The sequence below is a fragment of the Cyclobacterium sediminis genome (assembly GCF_054781075.1).
In genome coordinates this window covers 179,251-197,863 of record NZ_BAAGVC010000022.1, presented here as the reverse complement: position 1 = coordinate 197,863, position 18,613 = coordinate 179,251, and the positions used below count along the sequence as shown (strand labels likewise).

The 18,613-nt window shown below is 38.8% G+C and carries 14 protein-coding genes; 5 read left to right on the top strand and 9 right to left on the bottom strand.

All coding sequences use genetic code 11. The features are described from left to right. Positions 1-30 precede the first annotated feature (30 nt). From ACYVHJ_RS18940 to rpmB, 8 genes are all read right to left on the bottom strand, one after another. Positions 31-1,380, bottom strand: a complete 1,350-nt coding sequence (locus tag ACYVHJ_RS18940) for a M28 family metallopeptidase (protein WP_460517939.1) — start codon at positions 1,378-1,380, stop codon at positions 31-33. Positions 1,381-1,501: 121 nt separating this feature from the next. Then, on the bottom strand, positions 1,502-2,389 hold the full coding sequence (locus tag ACYVHJ_RS18935) for a dienelactone hydrolase family protein (protein WP_460517936.1): 888 nt from the start codon (positions 2,387-2,389) through the stop codon (positions 1,502-1,504). A gap of 419 nt (positions 2,390-2,808) precedes the next feature. Next, on the bottom strand, positions 2,809-3,699 hold the full coding sequence (locus tag ACYVHJ_RS18930; protein ID WP_460517933.1) for a cation diffusion facilitator family transporter: 891 nt from the start codon (positions 3,697-3,699) through the stop codon (positions 2,809-2,811). Between the two features lie 158 nt (positions 3,700-3,857). Further along, positions 3,858-7,358, bottom strand: a complete 3,501-nt coding sequence (locus tag ACYVHJ_RS18925) for a sulfatase-like hydrolase/transferase (protein WP_460517930.1) — start codon at positions 7,356-7,358, stop codon at positions 3,858-3,860. A gap of 259 nt (positions 7,359-7,617) precedes the next feature. Further along, the gene (gene ftsY, locus ACYVHJ_RS18920; protein ID WP_339902118.1) at positions 7,618-8,574 is read right to left on the bottom strand and encodes a signal recognition particle-docking protein FtsY; all 957 of its coding nucleotides are present in this window, start codon (positions 8,572-8,574) and stop codon (positions 7,618-7,620) included. A 91-nt stretch (positions 8,575-8,665) separates the two neighbouring features. Further along, positions 8,666-8,818: a DUF4295 domain-containing protein gene (locus ACYVHJ_RS18915; protein WP_339902119.1), complete on the bottom strand. Its 153-nt coding sequence runs from the start codon at positions 8,816-8,818 to the stop codon at positions 8,666-8,668. A gap of 31 nt (positions 8,819-8,849) precedes the next feature. Continuing rightward, complete coding sequence (gene rpmG, locus ACYVHJ_RS18910; RefSeq protein WP_014020702.1) at positions 8,850-9,032, bottom strand: 50S ribosomal protein L33; 183 nt, start codon at positions 9,030-9,032, stop codon at positions 8,850-8,852. A 34-nt stretch (positions 9,033-9,066) separates the two neighbouring features. Continuing rightward, complete coding sequence (gene rpmB / locus ACYVHJ_RS18905) at positions 9,067-9,309, bottom strand: 50S ribosomal protein L28 (RefSeq protein ID WP_339906106.1); 243 nt, start codon at positions 9,307-9,309, stop codon at positions 9,067-9,069. 220 nt (positions 9,310-9,529) lie between these two features. Here rpmB and rocD point away from each other — a divergent pair, with 220 nt between their 5' ends. The 5 genes from rocD (at position 9,530) to ACYVHJ_RS18880 (ending at position 15,583) form a co-directional block, all read left to right on the top strand. Further along, positions 9,530-10,813, top strand: coding sequence for an ornithine--oxo-acid transaminase (gene rocD, locus ACYVHJ_RS18900; protein ID WP_339906108.1), 1,284 nt, complete (start codon positions 9,530-9,532; stop codon positions 10,811-10,813). 2 nt (positions 10,814-10,815) lie between these two features. Further along, positions 10,816-11,472, top strand: coding sequence for an HAD family hydrolase (locus ACYVHJ_RS18895; protein ID WP_460517923.1), 657 nt, complete (start codon positions 10,816-10,818; stop codon positions 11,470-11,472). A 73-nt stretch (positions 11,473-11,545) separates the two neighbouring features. After that, positions 11,546-12,514, top strand: coding sequence for a porphobilinogen synthase (gene hemB / locus ACYVHJ_RS18890; protein ID WP_460517920.1), 969 nt, complete (start codon positions 11,546-11,548; stop codon positions 12,512-12,514). Positions 12,515-13,012: 498 nt separating this feature from the next. Then, positions 13,013-14,311 carry an ammonium transporter gene (locus ACYVHJ_RS18885; RefSeq protein ID WP_460517917.1) on the top strand — a complete coding sequence of 433 codons (1,299 nt, stop codon included), beginning with the start codon at positions 13,013-13,015 and terminating at the stop codon, positions 14,309-14,311. A gap of 102 nt (positions 14,312-14,413) precedes the next feature. Further along, complete coding sequence (locus tag ACYVHJ_RS18880) at positions 14,414-15,583, top strand: porin (RefSeq protein ID WP_339905194.1); 1,170 nt, start codon at positions 14,414-14,416, stop codon at positions 15,581-15,583. Between the two features lie 81 nt (positions 15,584-15,664). On the opposite strand, the gene ACYVHJ_RS18875 is transcribed toward ACYVHJ_RS18880, so the two are convergent. Continuing rightward, complete coding sequence (locus ACYVHJ_RS18875) at positions 15,665-18,268, bottom strand: PAS domain S-box protein (protein ID WP_460517914.1); 2,604 nt, start codon at positions 18,266-18,268, stop codon at positions 15,665-15,667. Between the last annotated feature and the right edge of the window lie 345 nt (positions 18,269-18,613).

Genomic DNA, 18,613 nt, shown 5'->3' with positions numbered 1-18,613 from the left:
ATCTAGCCATCTAAGCAGCACTTTATCTTCCTAATCCCGAACGGGCTTAGGAAATACAGCAAGGCTTTCTTGTCCACCTTTACCAACGGCTTGAACAGCAAAAAAATAATTGTCTTTAGAATAAGGCAAATCGATAGCTGTTTCATTGGTATAAAATTTCTTTTCCCACATTGAGGAACTTGTTTCCCGAAGTAAAACATTGTATCCGGCTACCTGGCCATGTTTTGGTTCTCCCCAAACCAATTGAGTGCTGTTTGTAAGCTCGCTTATGCGTATCCCCACATTTTGAGGTACAGATGGCCCTCCTGCCAGATTGGCCAAAACCGCTAGGTTGGCAGCAGTATTTTTTCGCAGGTATTCAAAGTCAATATGCTCCACTTTGTCCCCATAGGCAATTCCATCCGCTACTCTTTGGTCCTGATGCTGCTGGGTATAATTTTCATTCATCTCGCAAAGCCGTACAGCGGTAAACCCTTCTCTGGAAAATGGAGTGTGGTCTCCTCCCCTTAAAAAACGATCATTTCTGTAAATCAATTTTATTTCCAAATGAGCAATATATCTTTCTGCCACCTCTTTGATATACCTGGCAAGTTGCCTTGACTTGCTGTCATTCTCTGCATTGGTCCGCCGTCTTAAGAGAGCCATTTCTTTTGTTTCATAAAGGGGCACTCCTTCACTAAAGACCCTTAACTTTGTATTGTCCCTGATTCCAGTACCACTTGATTGGCTGTTACCGATCATGTCATTATTGATCATTGCTACCAAATTCCAATGTTCTTCTTTGGCTTTTTTTGCCAAATGGCTGGCTCCTATCAAACCTTGTTCTTCTCCGGATACAGCCACAAAAACTATGGTGGCAGGGAAATTTCCTTCTGACATAATCCTAACCATCTCTATTAAAGCCACCACGCCAGATCCATCATCATTCGCACCGGGTGCATCACTCTCTTGATTCATGATATCTGAAACCCTGCTATCAATATGTCCACTCACCACAAAAACCCTGTCATCATCCGGATCACTTCCTTTGAGCGTGGCCATTACATTTCCCATTTTCACTTCCCGGTTTACCCGCTTTCCATCGGGATAAACAGTGAAATAATCGATTTTGGAACTGAGCCTGCCTTTGGATTGACTTTCAAATGACTTGAACTTTGACAAAACATAATTTCTGGCTGCCTCTATCCCTCTATTTTCAGCCTCTTCACTTAAAGAGTGACGGGTACCAAATGCAACCAATCCCTCCAAATAAAGAGCCAAGCTATCAGAAGAAACCAGCCCTGTCATTTCTTGAATTTCAGGGTTTCGTGTGATAGTCGTCACCTGAGAAAAACCAGGCAAAAACCAGAGAAAAAGAAATCCCAAAAATATAACCTTCATTTTAATAAAGTTTAAATGGATCAGGCCAATAAACCCGATATAGCTTTAATTTCACTAAGACTCAAAATGAACCTTCTCTGTGAGAAGTCTCACTAGCGAATCGGCTCAAAGATATAGGTCTTTAACTCAATTTTTCCTTAAAAAAATCAATGGTTCTTCCCCAGGCAAGTTTTGCTGCAGCTTCATCATATCGGGGAGTAGAATGGTTGTGAAAACCATGGTTAACCTCTGGATACATATAAGCAGTATACGTTTTATTATTCGCCTTTAATGCTTCCTCATAATCAGGCCACCCTTCATTAACTCGTTTATCCAATTCCGCAAAATGCAACATTAAAGGAGCTTGAATTTTTGCAGTTTCTTCAGCTGAGGGTTGGCCTCCATAAAATGGCACAGCAGCAGACAGATCAGGCACTCTCACTGCCATCATATTGGAAACCCATCCTCCAAAGCAAAATCCTACTACCCCTACTTTACCTGTGCAATTTTCATGGGCTTTCAGGGTTTCAAAACCCGCAATAAAATCCTGTAACATATCTTCTCTGTCCCTTTTTCTCTGCATTGTCCTGCCCTCATCATCCGTCCCGGGGTAACCTCCCATTGGTGACAAGGCATCGGGTGCTAGAGCAATGAAGCCATCCAAGGCAGCTTGTCTTGCGGTATCTTCAATATAGGGGTTAAGCCCTCTGTTTTCGTGCACCACCACTATCCCCGGCATTTTACCTTTTACTTCCTTTGGACGGACCAAAAGGGCTTTCATTTTTCCGGCGCCTTTTGGAGAATCATAGGTGATGATTTCTTCCACGAGGCGAGGATCCGCAGCAGAAAACCGACTTGTTTTGGCATAATTTGGCATTAAAAACCCCATTATTGCAGACACTGTTAGTCCCCCAACCGCAAATTTGGATAGCTTATTTACAAACTCTCTTCGCTCTATCCTACTGTGTGCATAATCGTCATATAGATCAAAAACTTCTTGGTCAAGGTCTTCCTTTTTTAAGTCTTTCATGGTTTGGTTTTTATAGGTTTAAAATGGAATCATCGTTAAAAGTTGTTTATTATATAAGATACTATAGGTAAGCTGAATTGATGTTGCTGCCCAACAAGCTGCTAGAAACCAACTCTCGATAATGTTATTCAATATAAAAAAATATAATAGATATCTATCTCTTTTCCACGCATTTCATTCCTTTTATAAGGTGAAACTGTCCATTCCAGCGTTTGAAACCAAGTGAGATTACCTTAAAGACTTGAAAATAAAACATGAAAAAATCCATCGCTTAATTTTCATTTAGCTGTTGCTATGAAAGAGAAACCTATCGATAATTATACCTAACGTTTATTTTTTAATGGGTAATAAAATGCGCAGAGCATTCAATTACCAAAGTTCAATCCCAGCTAGGTTAGGGTTCCCTAAAAAAAAATGGACTAACTGTCCTCGGAAACTAAAGTACAATTCTCAGTATCCAATTCTGTTTCAATAGTAAAATGTTTGAAATGGTATTTTTTCAAAAGGGCTTTAGCTTCATTTTTCACACCTACTATAATATCGAAAGAGTCAATTCTCTCCAGTTTCAAATGGGTAGAGAAAACATGATGCTCCCCCTCTAAAGACCAAATATGGGTGTGATGTAGGGATTGTACATGATCTATAGAAAGTAATTCTTTTTCAATTTTTACTAAATCAATTTCTTTGGGTACCCCTTGAAGAAACACATACAAAGTTTCCTTCAACCTCCCTACCACTCCCCATAGAATGTATGCCGTTATAAACAAAGAAAGAGCAGGATCTAAATAGGGTATATCCTTGAAGTACAAAACAATCGCTACAATCATAACTGCTACCCACCCTAAAACATCTTCAAGTAAATGCCAAGAAACCACTTTCTCATTTAGGGTTTTTCCTCCACTCATTTTCCATGCAGCATAACCATTGACAAGTATACCTAATATGGCAAAATAAAACATTCCTTCAGCATCTGATTGCTCCGGGTTTAGCAAGCGACCAACAGCCTCACTTATCACATACACAGAACCTCCAATCAACACCAGACTATTAATAAGTGCACCCAATAGCGAAAATCGAGAGTAGCCAAATGAAAATTTTGCATCTGATCTTTGCTCGGACTTTTTATCCAAATACCAAGCAGACCCTAAGGCAAGGCTATCTCCCAAGTCATGTACTGCATCTGAAATGATTGCAATACTATTTACATACAAACCACCTACAATTTCCAAAAGGGTAAATCCCAGATTTAAAAAAAATGCGATTTTCAGATTTTTCCCTGATTGATGGTGGTGATGATGGTGCGCTCCCATAATATAGTTTCAGCCAGTCTAAAACAATGATGCAATTACTGTTAAATCCGAAATATGCTATAGGACTTCTATTACATACTCCGGATTAAAATCTCAAAAAGGCATACTTTGAAAGCTATCTGCCTATTTTTACAAAACAATGGTTTACAAGATACTTATTAAAATGAATTGACCTTGAGCAAAATTTCATTTTTCCCCGGGGAAAGCCTTATGGAGCCAAAACTTGTATTTACCTTTTCTCCATTGAGGGAAATGGCATCACCTGTATTGTATTCCAATAGCAATTCCGCTGAAACATTTGCAGGCAAGTCAAAAACATAGCGTTGCAAACGGTTGTTAACTTTTTTGTAGGAAGCATTCACCTTTCCGGTAATAAATGGAACCGTTATCTCTGTAGCCGTCAAACTACCCAATTGGGGCTTGATTTCCAACAAGCCTGCTCCTGGTGTTTTAGGTACAATCCCCCACATTTTGCGGGCAACAATATTGCCGGGAACAGCTCCCCAGGCATGGTTCCAATCTGCATTGGGCTTGTACTTCATGTCCCATGCTTCCAAGGTGACGGTAGACCCAATGGCAATCATGTTCCACCAACTACGGTCATGGGTAGCAGTCATTAGTTCCAGTGCATAATCTGCTTCTCCTGCATTATACAGCCCATCCATCAGGTACTGAGAACCATAAACACTACAAGCCATCCCTCTGGATTTAATAAAATCCACTACAGAAGCTACCTTTTCTTCCGGCACCATATTAAAAGCCAAAGGCATCATATTGGCATGAAGAGAGGAATGTCCTGCACCTTCACCATCGAGATAAACTCCTTTATCAGGATCCATTAATTTTTCATTAACCGCCTTTTTTACTTTAACTGCCATCAATTCATATTCTCTGGCCTCATCATTCCTATTCAAAAGGCGTGCAAATTCACCCATAATCTCCAAATTACGGAAGTATAAGGCATTGATCACAGTATTAATAGGGGTAAACACAAAACCATCTCGCTCTCCTTCCGGAGTGGCCAGTTTCCAACCGGTATCTTTTTGAGCCGGTGGCCAGTCGACAATGTCCTTCAATTTGACTTTGGGGTCTTTAAACCCCAATTTTTTCATGAACTCGGGACTAGCCTTTTCAGAGCTTATCAACCCATCCTCACGCGCCAATTCCATTAGCGTTTTGTGCTTTAGTTCATCATAATATTTTTCTACAAGCTCTAGATTCCCGGTATACATATAGTCCTCATAAAACATCAAGGCCACATGCAGCTGCCATTCAGTGGGCCAAGTTGGGTTTTCCATGAAATACTCAATGGTCTTTCTCGCAATCGGGTACTCCCAATCGACCGCATAGTGGCTCAGTTGATTGATGTATGCATCTGCCTCATAGGGGATCCTTTCTCTATCACCATCGACATAGATTCCGGCAAAGGAAGTAGCTTTCATTGAATATTTGCAAAGATCCCATACCTGATTCAATATGGTATCTGAGCTTGAAAACTTACTCTCATCTTCATCAAAAAAGCCGAAATAGGCCTGCTGAGCTAACTTTTCAGGTTTTTTTTCTGCTATAATTTCAGCATACCTAAAAGGAAGCAGTACGGGGAAACTATCCGGAAGTGCTACAGCAGCAGGACCAGTATTTCGCTCATCTTTTGGCAAATCCAATGTGTATTTTATTTTACCCGGACTAACCTCAACGGCTACTTCCTCAAATCGAATATTACCTTGGGGGTCAGCATTAAGCCTTCCTTCTTTTAATTGCTCACCTATCCTTACTGTGATTGTTTCATTCTTTGTAGTTTTATATTCAAAGGACATATTGGCAAAGGCAGCTTTACCAAAATCTACAAGCCAGGTTTGCTTTGCTACTTCCTCAATAGAAGTAGGGGGGATTTCTTCCACTTCAAAAATATTACCTGTGGTAATAAATTCTTCTGCTGTCCCAATAGTAAAGCTTTGACTGGCTGAATATCGGCCGGTTCTATTGTCTTCATCCCAAATCCTGACCTTCCAGTAATAGGTTTTACCTTCATTTAACTCAGGGCCCTTGTACTGTATATTGGCCACATTTCCATCCATCACTTTCCCACTATTCCATACATCTCCAATGTTCTTTTTGCTCATTTCAGGGGTGCTACTAACCAATAATTGATAGGCCGATTGAAAATTGATTCCTTCCGGGACTTGCCAACCAAATTCAGGACTTTTATCAATAATTTTCTTTTCAGAAGATCGCCTTATCATTTCTACATGGTGGTTAATAGGTGCTGCGGTACTGTTATTGGACATTCTGGAGCCCATGGCATCCAATTTTTTGTCAAATGCAGCAACCTTGGAAGCATATTTGGGATCCTTTGCCAAATTATTAATCTCCATTGGATCCTTAGTCAAGTCATACAACTCTGCAATGGACTGGTCATTGATATAGCGAAAATACTTCCATCCTTTAGTTCTCAATCCTTCACTAGGAGGAATGTTCTCAAAATCCCATAAGTGTTCTACCAATACCGTATCTCTTTTTAATGGCGCTCCTTTGATTACAGGAAGCAAACTTTTCCCTTGGTAATCAGATGGAATTTCTACACCCGCCAAATCCAATATGGTAGAGGGAACATCTACATTTGCTGCCATCTCTTCAGCATCAACTTGTTTCTTTTGCCTAGGATCCATTACAATCAAGGGAACCCGAATGGAATTGTCATACAACAACCATTTCCCTGCCATTTGTCTTTCACCAAGAAAATAGCCATTGTCTCCCATCAGGATAATGACCGTATTCTTATCCATCCCCTTGGCTTTCAATTGCTGCCTGATCTTTGCGATTTCCAAGTCAATTCCAGAAATCATCCGGTAATAGCCTTTTACACTGTGTTGGTATTTTTCAGGTGTATCGTACCTCCAGGTCCATCGAAGTCGGTTAAATCCACTTTTTACAATTTCGGGTTGTGCTTCAAAATACTTGTCCTCAGAAATTTTGGCATCAGGAACTGTTACTCCTTCCAGCAAGGGAGCGGTTTCATCCTGCCAAAAATATTGTTTCTCTGCGTTATCATGTGCATGTGGTGCACTGAAAGAGAGTGAAAGGCAAAAGGGCTGATCAGCATCTGCTTCTTCTATGAAATCCAATGCCTGCTGTCCTGTATAACGAGTCAAATGCACCGTATCGGCTCCAAGGGTTTTGTAAAAATAGCCACGTCTATCCGGGAAGCTTCCCTTTCTATCATAGGATTCAAAAGAATCAAAAAGACCTTCCAAATTGCTATAGTTGACGCCAAATTTCCCAAAAAATCCGGTCTTATAGCCTGCCTCTTTTAGCAATTTAGGGTAGGATTTCTCCATATAGGCTGACTTAATCGGACCTGTTTGAAAAGTATAAGCATGACTACGCTCATAAAGTCCTGTAAAAATCGTAGCCCTACTGGCTGCACAAATAGGGGTGGTCACCAATGCATTTTTAAAATAGCTTCCCTCCTCGGCAAGTTTGTCCATCTCCGGAGTATGGATCAAATCATTGCCTGCATAACCAAGGGCATCATATCTTTGGTCATCAGTAAGAATAAAAATAATATTAGGTCGCTGATCTTGCGCTTTACTTTGAATGGAATTGAAAACATTGAGGGCTAACAGCAGTAGCACCAATCTTATTGAAATGGAATACATGGGATTATAATTAATGAAATATAAATGTACTATTATTCGATCAATTGACCGTACTGCACTTACCTGCCTGAAAGCAAGTTTACCTATTCCCTGTGCGGAGTATTTGTTCTGAACCCCATCTCATAGGCTCTAGTTTGTTTAAGGCACTATATAAGAAGTAAGTCCAATCATCACTAACAATACAATCCCTTGCTTTCAAACAAAGAGTTTTTCCTTTGACATACAGCAGAACTCACAAAAAAACAGTTCCTCTTAAAAATTATTTTTTTCGGAATAGGGAGTCAACAAACTCTTTGCGGTTAAAAACTTGTAAATCTGTCATTTTCTCACCCACACCTATGTATTTTACCGGGATTTTAAACTGGTCTGAAATTCCTATCACCACACCTCCTTTGGCAGTACCATCCAGCTTGGTGATGGCCAATGCACTAATTTCAGTGGCTCTGGTAAATTCTTTGGCTTGGATAAAAGCATTTTGTCCTGTGGATCCATCAAGAACCAATAAGATTTCATGAGGCGCATCAGGGATAAATTTCTGCATCACCCTTTTAATCTTCGTCAATTCATTCATTAGGTTTACCTTGGTATGTAACCTTCCTGCAGTGTCTACGATTACCACATCAGCATTCATGTCCACTGCTTTTTTTACGGTATCAAAGGCTACAGATGCCGGATCTGTATTCATACCATGCGAAATCACAGGAACATCCACACGTTCACCCCAAAGAATGAGTTGATCTACTGCAGCGGCCCTAAAGGTATCAGCCGCACCCAGAACTACCGACTTTCCAGCCAACTTGAACTGATGAGCCAATTTACCAATTGTGGTAGTTTTACCTACACCATTGACACCCACTACCATAATAACATAGGGCTTTTTATCTGCAGGTAGATCAAAGCTTCCAATATCCAGAGTATTATTCTCTTCCAAGAGGCCTGCGATTTCCTCTCTTAGTAAAACGTCTAGGTCAGCAGTATTTATGTACTTGTCTCTGCTAACTCTTTCTTCAATTCGCTGGATAATCTTAATCGTTGTATCTACACCTACATCCGATGTAATGAGTATTTCTTCCAACTCATCTAAAATTTCATCATCTACCTTAGATTTGCCTACAATGGCCTTTCCAAGTTTAGAAAATAGATTTTCACTTGACTTTTCAAGTCCTTTGTCTAAACTTTCTTTTTTCTCTTTAGAAAAAAAATCAAATATTCCCATAATTATTTTTATATCTGAGCCGAATATACACAAAAATCCCTTTCGATTGGAATCGAAAGGGATAGTAAAAATCTTAGTAAGCCCTGAAGCCTTATTTTTTAAGCACTTCCTTAACGGTCTGGCTTGGCACCATTTCCTCCTTGAAGGTATAAGCTCCGGTTTTCTCAGATCTAACGGCCTTTATCACTTTGGCATAAGTGACGCCACCTTCTTTTTTCAGTGTTGCTACTACTTTCTTAGCCATAATATTATCGTTTTACCCCTAGGGTGTGTGATTATTTTATTTCTTTATGAACGGTCACCTTCTTCAAGATAGGGTTGAATTTTTTAAGTTCCAACCTCTCAGTAGTGTTTTTCCTGTTCTTGGTGGTGATGTACCGAGATGTCCCGGGCATTCCACTTGTTTTATGTTCAGTGCACTCTAAAATCACCTGAACTCTATTACCTTTCTTAGCCATTTCCTGTTAATTTAATATTGGTATGAGGCAAGTCTTATTTAATAATAATCTCTCCTTTTTTCTGCGCTTCTTTCAACACAGTGCTGATTCCTTTTTTATTTATCGTCCTCAAAGCGGAAGACGACACCTTTAAAGTGATCCATGCGTCTTCTTCAGGGATATAAAAGCTCTTCTTATGCAGGTTAGGGTAAAATCTACGCTTCGTTTTATTATTGGCGTGTGATACGTTATTTCCTACCTGAGGCCTTTTTCCAGTAATGTCACAAATTTTTGCCATGATATATGTATCCAGTAATGATTGACTTTTTTCAATTGGGTTTGCAAATATCGGAAGATTATATTAAATAACAAAAGTGTACCCCATAATTATTTAATAAATCCCTGCACTCCAAGTTTTTGGTTTTGATTCATGATTCCAAAACCCTTTTGCTATATTTGTCAAATTACGGCAATTACGCAGCCAACACCTATTTAAAAAGCAAAAAAAGAGATCCAGAATGAAGGATATCAAGACAAGTCAAGAAGCAATTCAATTAGAAAATAAATTTGGAGCTCACAATTATCACCCACTACCGGTAGTACTAAGCAAAGGTGAAGGGGTTTACCTCTGGGATGTAGAAGGGAAACGGTATTATGACTTTCTTTCTGCCTACTCGGCAGTTAACCAAGGTCATTGCCATCCTAAAATAAAGGATGCACTAGTGGAACAAGCCAACAGCTTAACCCTAACATCCAGGGCTTTTTTTAACGATATTTTAGGTCCCTACGAAGAATACATTACCTCCTATTTTGGCTTCGACAAGGTTCTCCCAATGAATACCGGAGCTGAAGCTGTGGAAACAGCTATTAAGATCGCTCGAAAATGGGGATATGATAAAAAGGAAGTAGCACCTCATCAGGCAAAGATCATAGTGGCCAGTGAAAACTTCCATGGAAGAACTACAACCATTGTCTCTTTTTCTACAGATGATGATGCCCGCAATAATTTCGGACCTTACACCCCCGGCTTTATACAAATTCCTTACGATGATCTTACTGCGCTAAATGCTGCATTGGTCAACAATCCTGATGTGGTTGGTTTCTTAATTGAGCCCATTCAAGGAGAAGCCGGAGTAATTACTCCGGAACATAACTATATAAGAGAAGCAAAAAAACTTTGTGAAACTCACAATGTTTTATTAATGGCAGACGAAATACAAACAGGTATTGCGAGAACAGGGTCTTTATTAGCTGTATGTGGTGATTGCACATGCAAAGAGCATTGCGAAAAGCAAGAAAGTTACGTAGCTCCTGATATACTTATTTTAGGCAAAGCACTTTCAGGAGGATTTTTCCCGGTTTCAGCCGTGCTTGCTAACGACCCTATTATGGAGGTCATCCATCCCGGACAGCATGGTTCTACCTTCGGAGGCAACCCATTGGGTGCAAGAGTAGCTATTGCTGCATTGGAAGTGGTGAAAGAGGAAAAGTTAGCACAAAATGCAAGACGTCTAGGTGTGCTTTTCAGAGAAAGAATGGAGAAGCTAATCTCAAAAACGGATCTGGTAAGCCTGGTTAGGGGACGAGGATTATTGAATGCAATAGTCATCAATGACCAACCGGAAAGCACTACTGCCTGGGATATTTGCGTAGGACTTAAGGAAAATGGCTTGCTCGCGAAACCCACACATGGAAATATTATCCGCTTTGCTCCTCCACTAGTGATGACTGAAGAAGAACTATATGATTGCTGTGACATCATTGAACATACTATCTTAAATTTTGAAAAACCTGCCAAATAAAAATGAAAAACCAAGCAGTAATCTTCGATATGGATGGGGTAATCTGCCACACCAACCCTTTTCACTCTGAAGCTTTTAAAGTGTTTTTTGGTAAAAGAGGCCTCACCCCTACCGAAGAGGAATTCGAAAAACACATGTATGGCAAAAGCAACAAATACATTTTCAAACATTTCTTGGGGAGAGAAATAGTCGGCGAAGAATTCATCAGTCTGGAAAACGAAAAAGAGGGGCTTTTCAGGGAGATTTATGCAGACAAAGTCATTACACTTCCCGATTTCCTTCCATTTTTGGATGCTTTAAAAGATGACGGTTTCAGAACAGGAGTTGCTACTTCTGCCCCAAGGGCCAATCTAGACTTAATAATGGGCACCCTCAAATTTGCCCCCAAAATGGAATCGATACTCGCTAGTGAAAATGTTCAAAACCATAAGCCAGACCCAGAAGTTTACCTTACGTCGGCAAAATTACTGAATGTGAATCCCGAAAACTGTTTGGTCTTTGAGGATTCTTTTTCAGGAGTTACTGCCGCAATAAATGCCGGAATGAAAGTGATAGGGGTACTTTCTTCACATAAGCAAGAAGAATTACCTCCATGCCAATTGTACATCAACGATTATTCTGAAATCAACCTTGAGACTGTGTGGGAACTCATGAATTAAAAATTGCTATTAAGCTTAGCACATTTAATATTAATATTATTTAAAAAAACAGCACCACTAATTATATAAAGCCATGTTAAGAAGACCAAGAAGAAATAGGAAGTCTCCTGCTATACGTGCTTTGGTGGAAGAAACAAGACTATCTGTCAAAGATTTAATTCTTCCACTATTTTTAATTGACGGAATCAACCAAAAGGTACCTGTAAAATCCATGCCGGGAATTTTCAGGTACTCTTTGGATCAAATGCTTCTAGAAATTGAAAGTTGCCTGAGATTAGGCATCACTACCTTTGATATATTCCCTGCTTATTCGGAAGAAAAAAAGGATCGTTGGGCAACCGAAAGCTATAATGAAGATACCTTTTACCTTAAAGCCCTTTTCACCATCAAGCAAACCTTCCCTGAGGCATGTGTAATGACAGACGTAGCCATGGACCCCTACAGTATTGATGGGCACGACGGACTGGTTGAAGATGGAAAAATACTCAATGACGAAACCCTTGAAGTTCTAGGAAAAATGAGCTTGGCACAAGCCAGAGCAGGAGCCGATATTATTGGCCCATCAGACATGATGGATGGACGAATCGGGTATTTAAGAAGATTACTTGATGAGAATGGCTTTCAAGATGTCTCCCTTATGTCTTATACAGCAAAATATGCAAGTGCTTTTTATAACCCGTTTAGAGATGCATTAGACTCTGCCCCAAAAGCCGGTGATAAAAAAACCTACCAAATGGATCCATCCAATAGCCAAGAAGCATTAATAGAGGGCCAATTGGATTTTGAAGAAGGGGCAGATTTCTTAATGGTCAAGCCTGCTTTGGCTTATTTGGACATAATCAAGCTCCTTCATGACAATTTCCCTTTACCGATAGCTGCTTATAATGTGAGTGGAGAATATGCAATGATCAAAGCATCTGCTGCCAATGGTTGGCTAAACGGAGAAAGAGCCATGACTGAATCATTACTTAGTATAAAAAGAGCCGGTGCTAAAGTTATACTAACTTACTTCGCAAAAGAATTCGCTCTTTTACAAGAATGAACGTCACTACAAAATCCTTAACAACTATCAATCTTTATTGCAAAACAAATCAAAATTCATTGTTTTTGATATTTAAAAGTTAATTTTCATATCTTTTTTATAAAAAAAATGAAAATAAATTAATTGTTGAAATAATACAATTATTTTTCTTCCTCCAAAAATTATTCAAGCCATCACTAATTTAAAATAAGTGATGGCTTTTTTTTATTTATATTGAATTTATACCTGATGTTTAGGGATAATTACAGAATATAAATTTACTTAAATCGATTAATGCAAATTTTTATTACTTATTTTAAAAGGATGTATTTTTAACCCTTTTATACATTTTTAAATACAATAATCCTGTTTTTAAGTGTTTATTACACCTGATTTTTGTGTTTTTTACACTTATCTTCGTTTTTATAGTTGTTTTTTTGACTATTAATTGCCTAAATTTGTCTCAAATAAAATTATAAGTGAAAGTTTAACCTGTAACCCTTTAATTCTAGGTTTCTTATGAAAAACATTTTACCTCCTTTATTACAAGTCAGTTCTAGTGGAATTGACTATGCCGATGCAATCACTCAGAATCTCCTTACAGCAAACAACGTATGGATGATGCTAGCCACGGCACTTGTATTCATTATGCACCTCGGTTTTGCTGGTGTAGAAGCTGGCTTTGGTCAAGCTAAAAACACAGTGAATATTCTTTTCAAAAACACTGTTACTCCTATAATAGGTGTATTGTCTTATGGCTTACTCGGATTTTTTCTAATGTATCCCGGATTTGACGTACCAGGTTGGTTTGGATTTGATGGGGCCGGTTGGAGCATGTTCTGGTTTAACCCCGGAAGTGTAGATGTAAGTGCTGACTATGCGGATGCCGGCTACACTTACTGGACGGATTTCCTTTTCCAAGCCATGTTTGCAGCTACTGCCGCTACTATCGTATCGGGAGCTATTGCTGAGAGGGTTAAACTTTGGTCTTATTTAATCTTCACGGTAATTTTTGTAGGTATAGTATACCCAATCATCGGAAGCTGGAAATGGGGCGGAGGCGCCTTAGATGCCATGGGCTTTTACGATTTCGCAGGCTCCACACTGGTTCACTCAGTAGGTGGATGGGGTGCTTTGGCAGGTGTGATTATGGTAGGACCTCGTATCGGTAAATATGTAAACGGTAAAACTATTGAAAAGCCTGGATCTAGTGTTCCTTTGGCAGTAATCGGTGTATTCTTGCTTTGGTTAGGTTGGTTTGGTTTTAATGGTGGATCTGTACTTTCTGCTGACCCGGGATTGGTATCATTTGTACTTGTTACTACATCGCTTGCAGCTTGTGCAGGCGGACTTGGTGGTTTCTTCGCTGCTTATATTGCCTTTAAGCGACTTGACCTAGGAATGGTATTGAATGGAATCTTGGCCGGATTGGTTGGTATCACGGCCGGAGCAGACGTGATCAACCCAATATTTGCACTTTTAGTAGGTTTTATTGCCGGTATATTGGTGGTATTGTCTGCCATACTTTTGGATAAATTAAAACTTGATGATGTAGTAGGTGCTGTATCTGTTCACCTAACCTGTGGGGTTTGGGGAACCTTAGCCGTAGGTATCTTTTCCACCAACCCAGAGCACTCCATACTAACACAATTGGCAGGAATCGCTATATGCGGTGTAGTCGCCTTCTTTTCTGCCCTTGCCATCTTCTTCGTATTGAAGAAAACCATTGGAGTAAGAGTATCTGAAGAACATGAAATATCTGGACTGGACAGTCACGAGCATGGTATCAGAGGTTACACCATCATCTACGACGAATAAATCAAATTAGGACTAGACTATATTAATTAAGGGTCCTGCCGTTTCTAAAAAATTGCAGGGCCCTTCAAACTATCCCATTTCCCAAATTTAATCAAAAACAAAATGAAAAAATTATTTACTATCTTAACTGTACTTTTTTTAATTCCTGTAACATTCATTCTTGCTCAAGAGGAACAAGAAATGCCATCAAAATTTTCTCTTTCAGGATCAGTTGACGCTTATTTCAGAAGCAATCTTAACGCACCCAACAAGGGAGATGCTGCCCAAGCACCAGCCACCTCATTTGCAAACCTTCCTGGCTTTTCCCTAGGAATGGCCAATATAATTGCCACTTATGAAGGTGAAAAGGTAGGATTTGTAGCCGACTTGGTATTTGGGCCAAGAGGCGAAGATGCCGTTTTTGGTTCTCCAATGTACACAGGAGGAATGGCAGGAAGTTCTCAGATCGTCAATCAACTCTACATGTATTACAATGTGAGTGATGCAGTAACGCTTACCATGGGAAACTTTAACACCTATTTGGGTTACGAGGTAATTTCTCCAACAGGAAACTTCAATTATTCCACATCTTATATGTTTTCATATGGACCATTCTCTCATACAGGTCTAAAAGCAGATTTTCAACTATCTGACAACTGGTCTTTTATGGCTGCTATAATGAACCCTACTGACATGACCGAATTTAACTTTAACGGATCATATACATTGGGTGGGCAATTGGCTTATGCTACTGACGCCGGAGGCACCTATCTAAATGTATTGTATGGAGATCAGGATGGCAAACTTGACATGAACACTTTATCAGCTTTTGGCAATAGTTCAATGGGAAACACCTTCCAAATAGACCTTACCGCTGGTTATGATGTTACAGAATCAATGTATATAGGACTAAACACCACTTATAACACTACCGCCGCCGGACAAATGTATAACGGCTCTTCAATTCAGGATGCCTCAGGAGATGGTTATGGTTTCTACGGTGTTGCCGGTTACCTACAATTCGCCACTTCTGATAAATTTTCCATTGGAGCAAGAGGGGAATATTTCAAAGTATTCAATGATGGACTGGATGGCGTAGTTGGTTTAAACGGCGTGGGTGATGGCAGAGTAGTAGCTGGCACCCTTTCAGGTAACATCAAGATTACCGACAACTTCACTATTATTCCAGAAACTAGGCTAGATATGATGTCTGATGATTTCTTTATCAACAATGATTATCAAAGCTCTAAAAATTTAGCTTCATTCTTGGTAGCTGGTGTCTTTTCGTTCTAAAAATTTACCATAATCAAAAATTAAAAAGCCATAGTGAAAAATTTCACTATGGCTTTTTTTAGCAGCAAAACTAAGAAGTAACTAATCCTTCTGTAAAAACACACTAAATGTAGTACCTACATTTTCTTCACTTTCTACCTCCACAGATCCACCGATACTTTCAATTTGGCTTTTAGTGATAAACAAACCTATACCCCTTGAATCTTCATGTCTATGAAAGGTTTTATACATCCCAAACAAGGCCTCTCCATTTTTTTCAAGATCAATACCCAACCCATTGTCTTCAAACCGAACCTCGACAGTATCATCATGTAACACTACTTGAACCTTCAGATAACTATCCCTCTCAGTCGACCTATATTTAATACCGTTGGTTATAAAATTTAGGACAATGCTTTCAACGTAAGCAGAAACACCACTTACATAAACTTCTGAAACAACCTCTTGGATCAACTCAACCCCTTCCTTCTTGGCAATCGGGTAAACACTTTCTATAGTTTTGCTTATAACGCTACTTAGGTCTACACGCTCTTTGTCTGCAGATTCATTTAAATTTATATTGACAATTTCGGTCAAATGTTCAATCGTTCCGGAAAGGTTTAACCCACCCTTTTTTAGCAAGGTCATGATTTCCATTTTAAACAAATCAGGATGTTCAAACTCGAGCAACTCTAATAACATATTCATCCCAGAAGAATGTGACCTTAAATTATGAGACACTATATGTGCGAAATTTTTTAATCGCTCATTCTGTTTTTGAGTTGTTTTTAACAACTTAGACACTTGATTCTTTGCTTGTTTGACAGCCGTAATATCAATAAGTTGAGAAATAAAATATAAAATCGTGTTTTTGGAATCCTTTACAACAGATACTGCCAAAATTGCAGACACCTCATGTCCATTTTTATGGATATACCTTTTTTCAATTTGGTAAGTTTGGCGTCTACCTGCTATGATCTCCTTCAAATACCCAAGATCTATGGCCAGATCATCAGGATGGGTAAGGTCTTGAAAAGTTAATTCATTAAACTCATCTTTTTCATAGCCCAACATTTCACAAATTTTATCATTGACATTGAGCCATTTACCCTCCTGAGAAACTATGGCCATACCAATACCCGCATTTTCAAAGTTTCTTTGAAATGCATCAATTGAGATATTTAATTTTTCCGCTACCAGCTTATGTTCGGTTAAGTCCTCAGTATACATAATGATTCCTCCAATGGTACCTGCTTCCTCATACCAGGGTTTCACTTCCCACCTGAGCCATTGAACTGAACCATCCTTTCTTACAAACCGATCCTCATTACTAGACCTAACAGCCCCTTCCAAACATTCTTTATGAATTTCTTTCCAAAATTCACCTATTTCAGGAAATACCTCATAATGATATTTACCTATAATTGATCGATTTTCTATATCATAATCTAGCAGCCACTTGGAAGATGCTGCAAGGTATCTCAATTCCCTATCAAACATGGCGATAGCCAAGGGAGCCTCAGAGATAAAAATAGCCTGCTTTTGAACTTTAGCTTTGGATTGATTGATATCTTCATGGGTTCCAAACATTAATTTAGGTGCTCCATTTTCTGTCCAAGCAACAACTTTCCCCCTGGCATGAATCCACTTTTTGGATCCATCTTTATGTTTCATCCTGAACTCACAATCATAAAAATCTGCATCTCCTTCAAAGCAACTTTTCAATTTGGAATTGGCCACCTTTAAATCCTCAGGATCCATGAGGTCTACCCAAGTTTGAAAATTTATTGGTTTCAATTCGCTTAACTTGTAACCGAGGATTTCAGCCCATCTCTCACTAAAAACTGTAGCACCTGATTGAATATCCCATTCCCATGTCCCAAGATTTGTACCTTGAATCGCATATTTCAATTTATTATGCTCTTCTTCCCATTTCAATTGGGCAATTTTTCTACTATGGATATCTTGGAAAGTACCATATACTCTGACAAGCTTTCCATCCACAAACTCTGCCTGCCCTACAGACCTCACCCATTTATCTTTTTGAGTATAGGTGGTAATTATTAAATCAAGCTCAAAAGATTCTCCTGTCTCAATCGTTTTATTAAAAGCTTTTTTGATAGATTCTCTACTCCACCCTTCCTTATAAAATTGTAGCGCTTCATCCATTGTTGGCTCATAGTCTTGGGGGACTTCATGAATCAGCCGGGTAACTTCGCTCCACTCCGGCTTGTTCTTTTCAAAATTTATGCTCCAATAACCAATTCCTGCAGCAAGGTTACATTGATATTGAAAATTCTCTTTATCTATCCTTTCTGTCAAGTCTTCGATAAAGAACACCAAACGCGTAGAACCTTCATCTACAGCTGTTTTTGCTACAAAACCAGTTAGTTTTAAAGTTAGCCGCCTACCTTGTGCTGACTGAATTTTTATATTTCTACTAAGCCTTGTTCCATGCTTAGACTGATTTCCGCTTTCCAGAAATTTTAAAAGAATTGCTTTTTCGCTCTCACCTACCAATTGAAATAGACCGGGAAAGGGCTTACCATTACTTGAAAACCCTAGGGTTTTAGTGAAAGATTCATCACACTCGCAATACCACTGCCCTATCTTTTCAAAAACGAGCATCCCATCATGAAAATGGTCTTGCAAAAATTTAAACAACTCGCTATTTTTAATACTATCTAAAAAAGATGAAGTAATCATTTCCTTTTATTAAATTAAAAAACATTCTTAAGGGCTATATAAACAATACCCTTCCGAACTTTCTGGTGATCAAGAAACAACGTAACTAAATTGTCAATCTCTGACAATCAACTAATCAAACTACAATTAATTTAGTTTAAAACACAATAAAGCTAATTATTTACACACAAAACTCAAAATAAAAACACAAAATGCATAAATTTATTAATAAAATCAATGATGACACCTGAAGATTTCTCCCACAAGAAAGGTCATTATAAGCATCAACTTATAATAATACATAATTGTTAAAAAAAAAGTGAACCTACTGTAAGTAAGTTCACTTTTTTTTTAATTTTTAAAACC

Excerpts from the sequence above, each read along its gene's own strand:
- ACYVHJ_RS18940 (WP_460517939.1), bottom strand. The coding sequence starts at position 1,380 with ATGAAGGTTATATTTTTGGGATTTCTTTTTCTCTGGTTTTTGCCTGGT.
- ACYVHJ_RS18935 (WP_460517936.1), bottom strand. The coding sequence starts at position 2,389 with ATGAAAGACTTAAAAAAGGAAGACCTTGACCAAGAAGTTTTTGATCTA.
- ACYVHJ_RS18930 (WP_460517933.1), bottom strand. The coding sequence starts at position 3,699 with ATGGGAGCGCACCATCATCACCACCATCAATCAGGGAAAAATCTGAAA.
- ACYVHJ_RS18925 (WP_460517930.1), bottom strand. The coding sequence starts at position 7,358 with ATGTATTCCATTTCAATAAGATTGGTGCTACTGCTGTTAGCCCTCAAT.
- ftsY (WP_339902118.1), bottom strand. The coding sequence starts at position 8,574 with ATGGGAATATTTGATTTTTTTTCTAAAGAGAAAAAAGAAAGTTTAGAC.
- ACYVHJ_RS18915 (WP_339902119.1), bottom strand. The coding sequence starts at position 8,818 with ATGGCTAAGAAAGTAGTAGCAACACTGAAAAAAGAAGGTGGCGTCACT.
- rpmG (WP_014020702.1), bottom strand. The coding sequence starts at position 9,032 with ATGGCTAAGAAAGGTAATAGAGTTCAGGTGATTTTAGAGTGCACTGAA.
- rpmB (WP_339906106.1), bottom strand. The coding sequence starts at position 9,309 with ATGGCAAAAATTTGTGACATTACTGGAAAAAGGCCTCAGGTAGGAAAT.
- rocD (WP_339906108.1), top strand. The coding sequence starts at position 9,530 with ATGAAGGATATCAAGACAAGTCAAGAAGCAATTCAATTAGAAAATAAA.
- ACYVHJ_RS18895 (WP_460517923.1), top strand. The coding sequence starts at position 10,816 with ATGAAAAACCAAGCAGTAATCTTCGATATGGATGGGGTAATCTGCCAC.
- hemB (WP_460517920.1), top strand. The coding sequence starts at position 11,546 with ATGTTAAGAAGACCAAGAAGAAATAGGAAGTCTCCTGCTATACGTGCT.
- ACYVHJ_RS18885 (WP_460517917.1), top strand. The coding sequence starts at position 13,013 with ATGAAAAACATTTTACCTCCTTTATTACAAGTCAGTTCTAGTGGAATT.
- ACYVHJ_RS18880 (WP_339905194.1), top strand. The coding sequence starts at position 14,414 with ATGAAAAAATTATTTACTATCTTAACTGTACTTTTTTTAATTCCTGTA.
- ACYVHJ_RS18875 (WP_460517914.1), bottom strand. The coding sequence starts at position 18,268 with ATGATTACTTCATCTTTTTTAGATAGTATTAAAAATAGCGAGTTGTTT.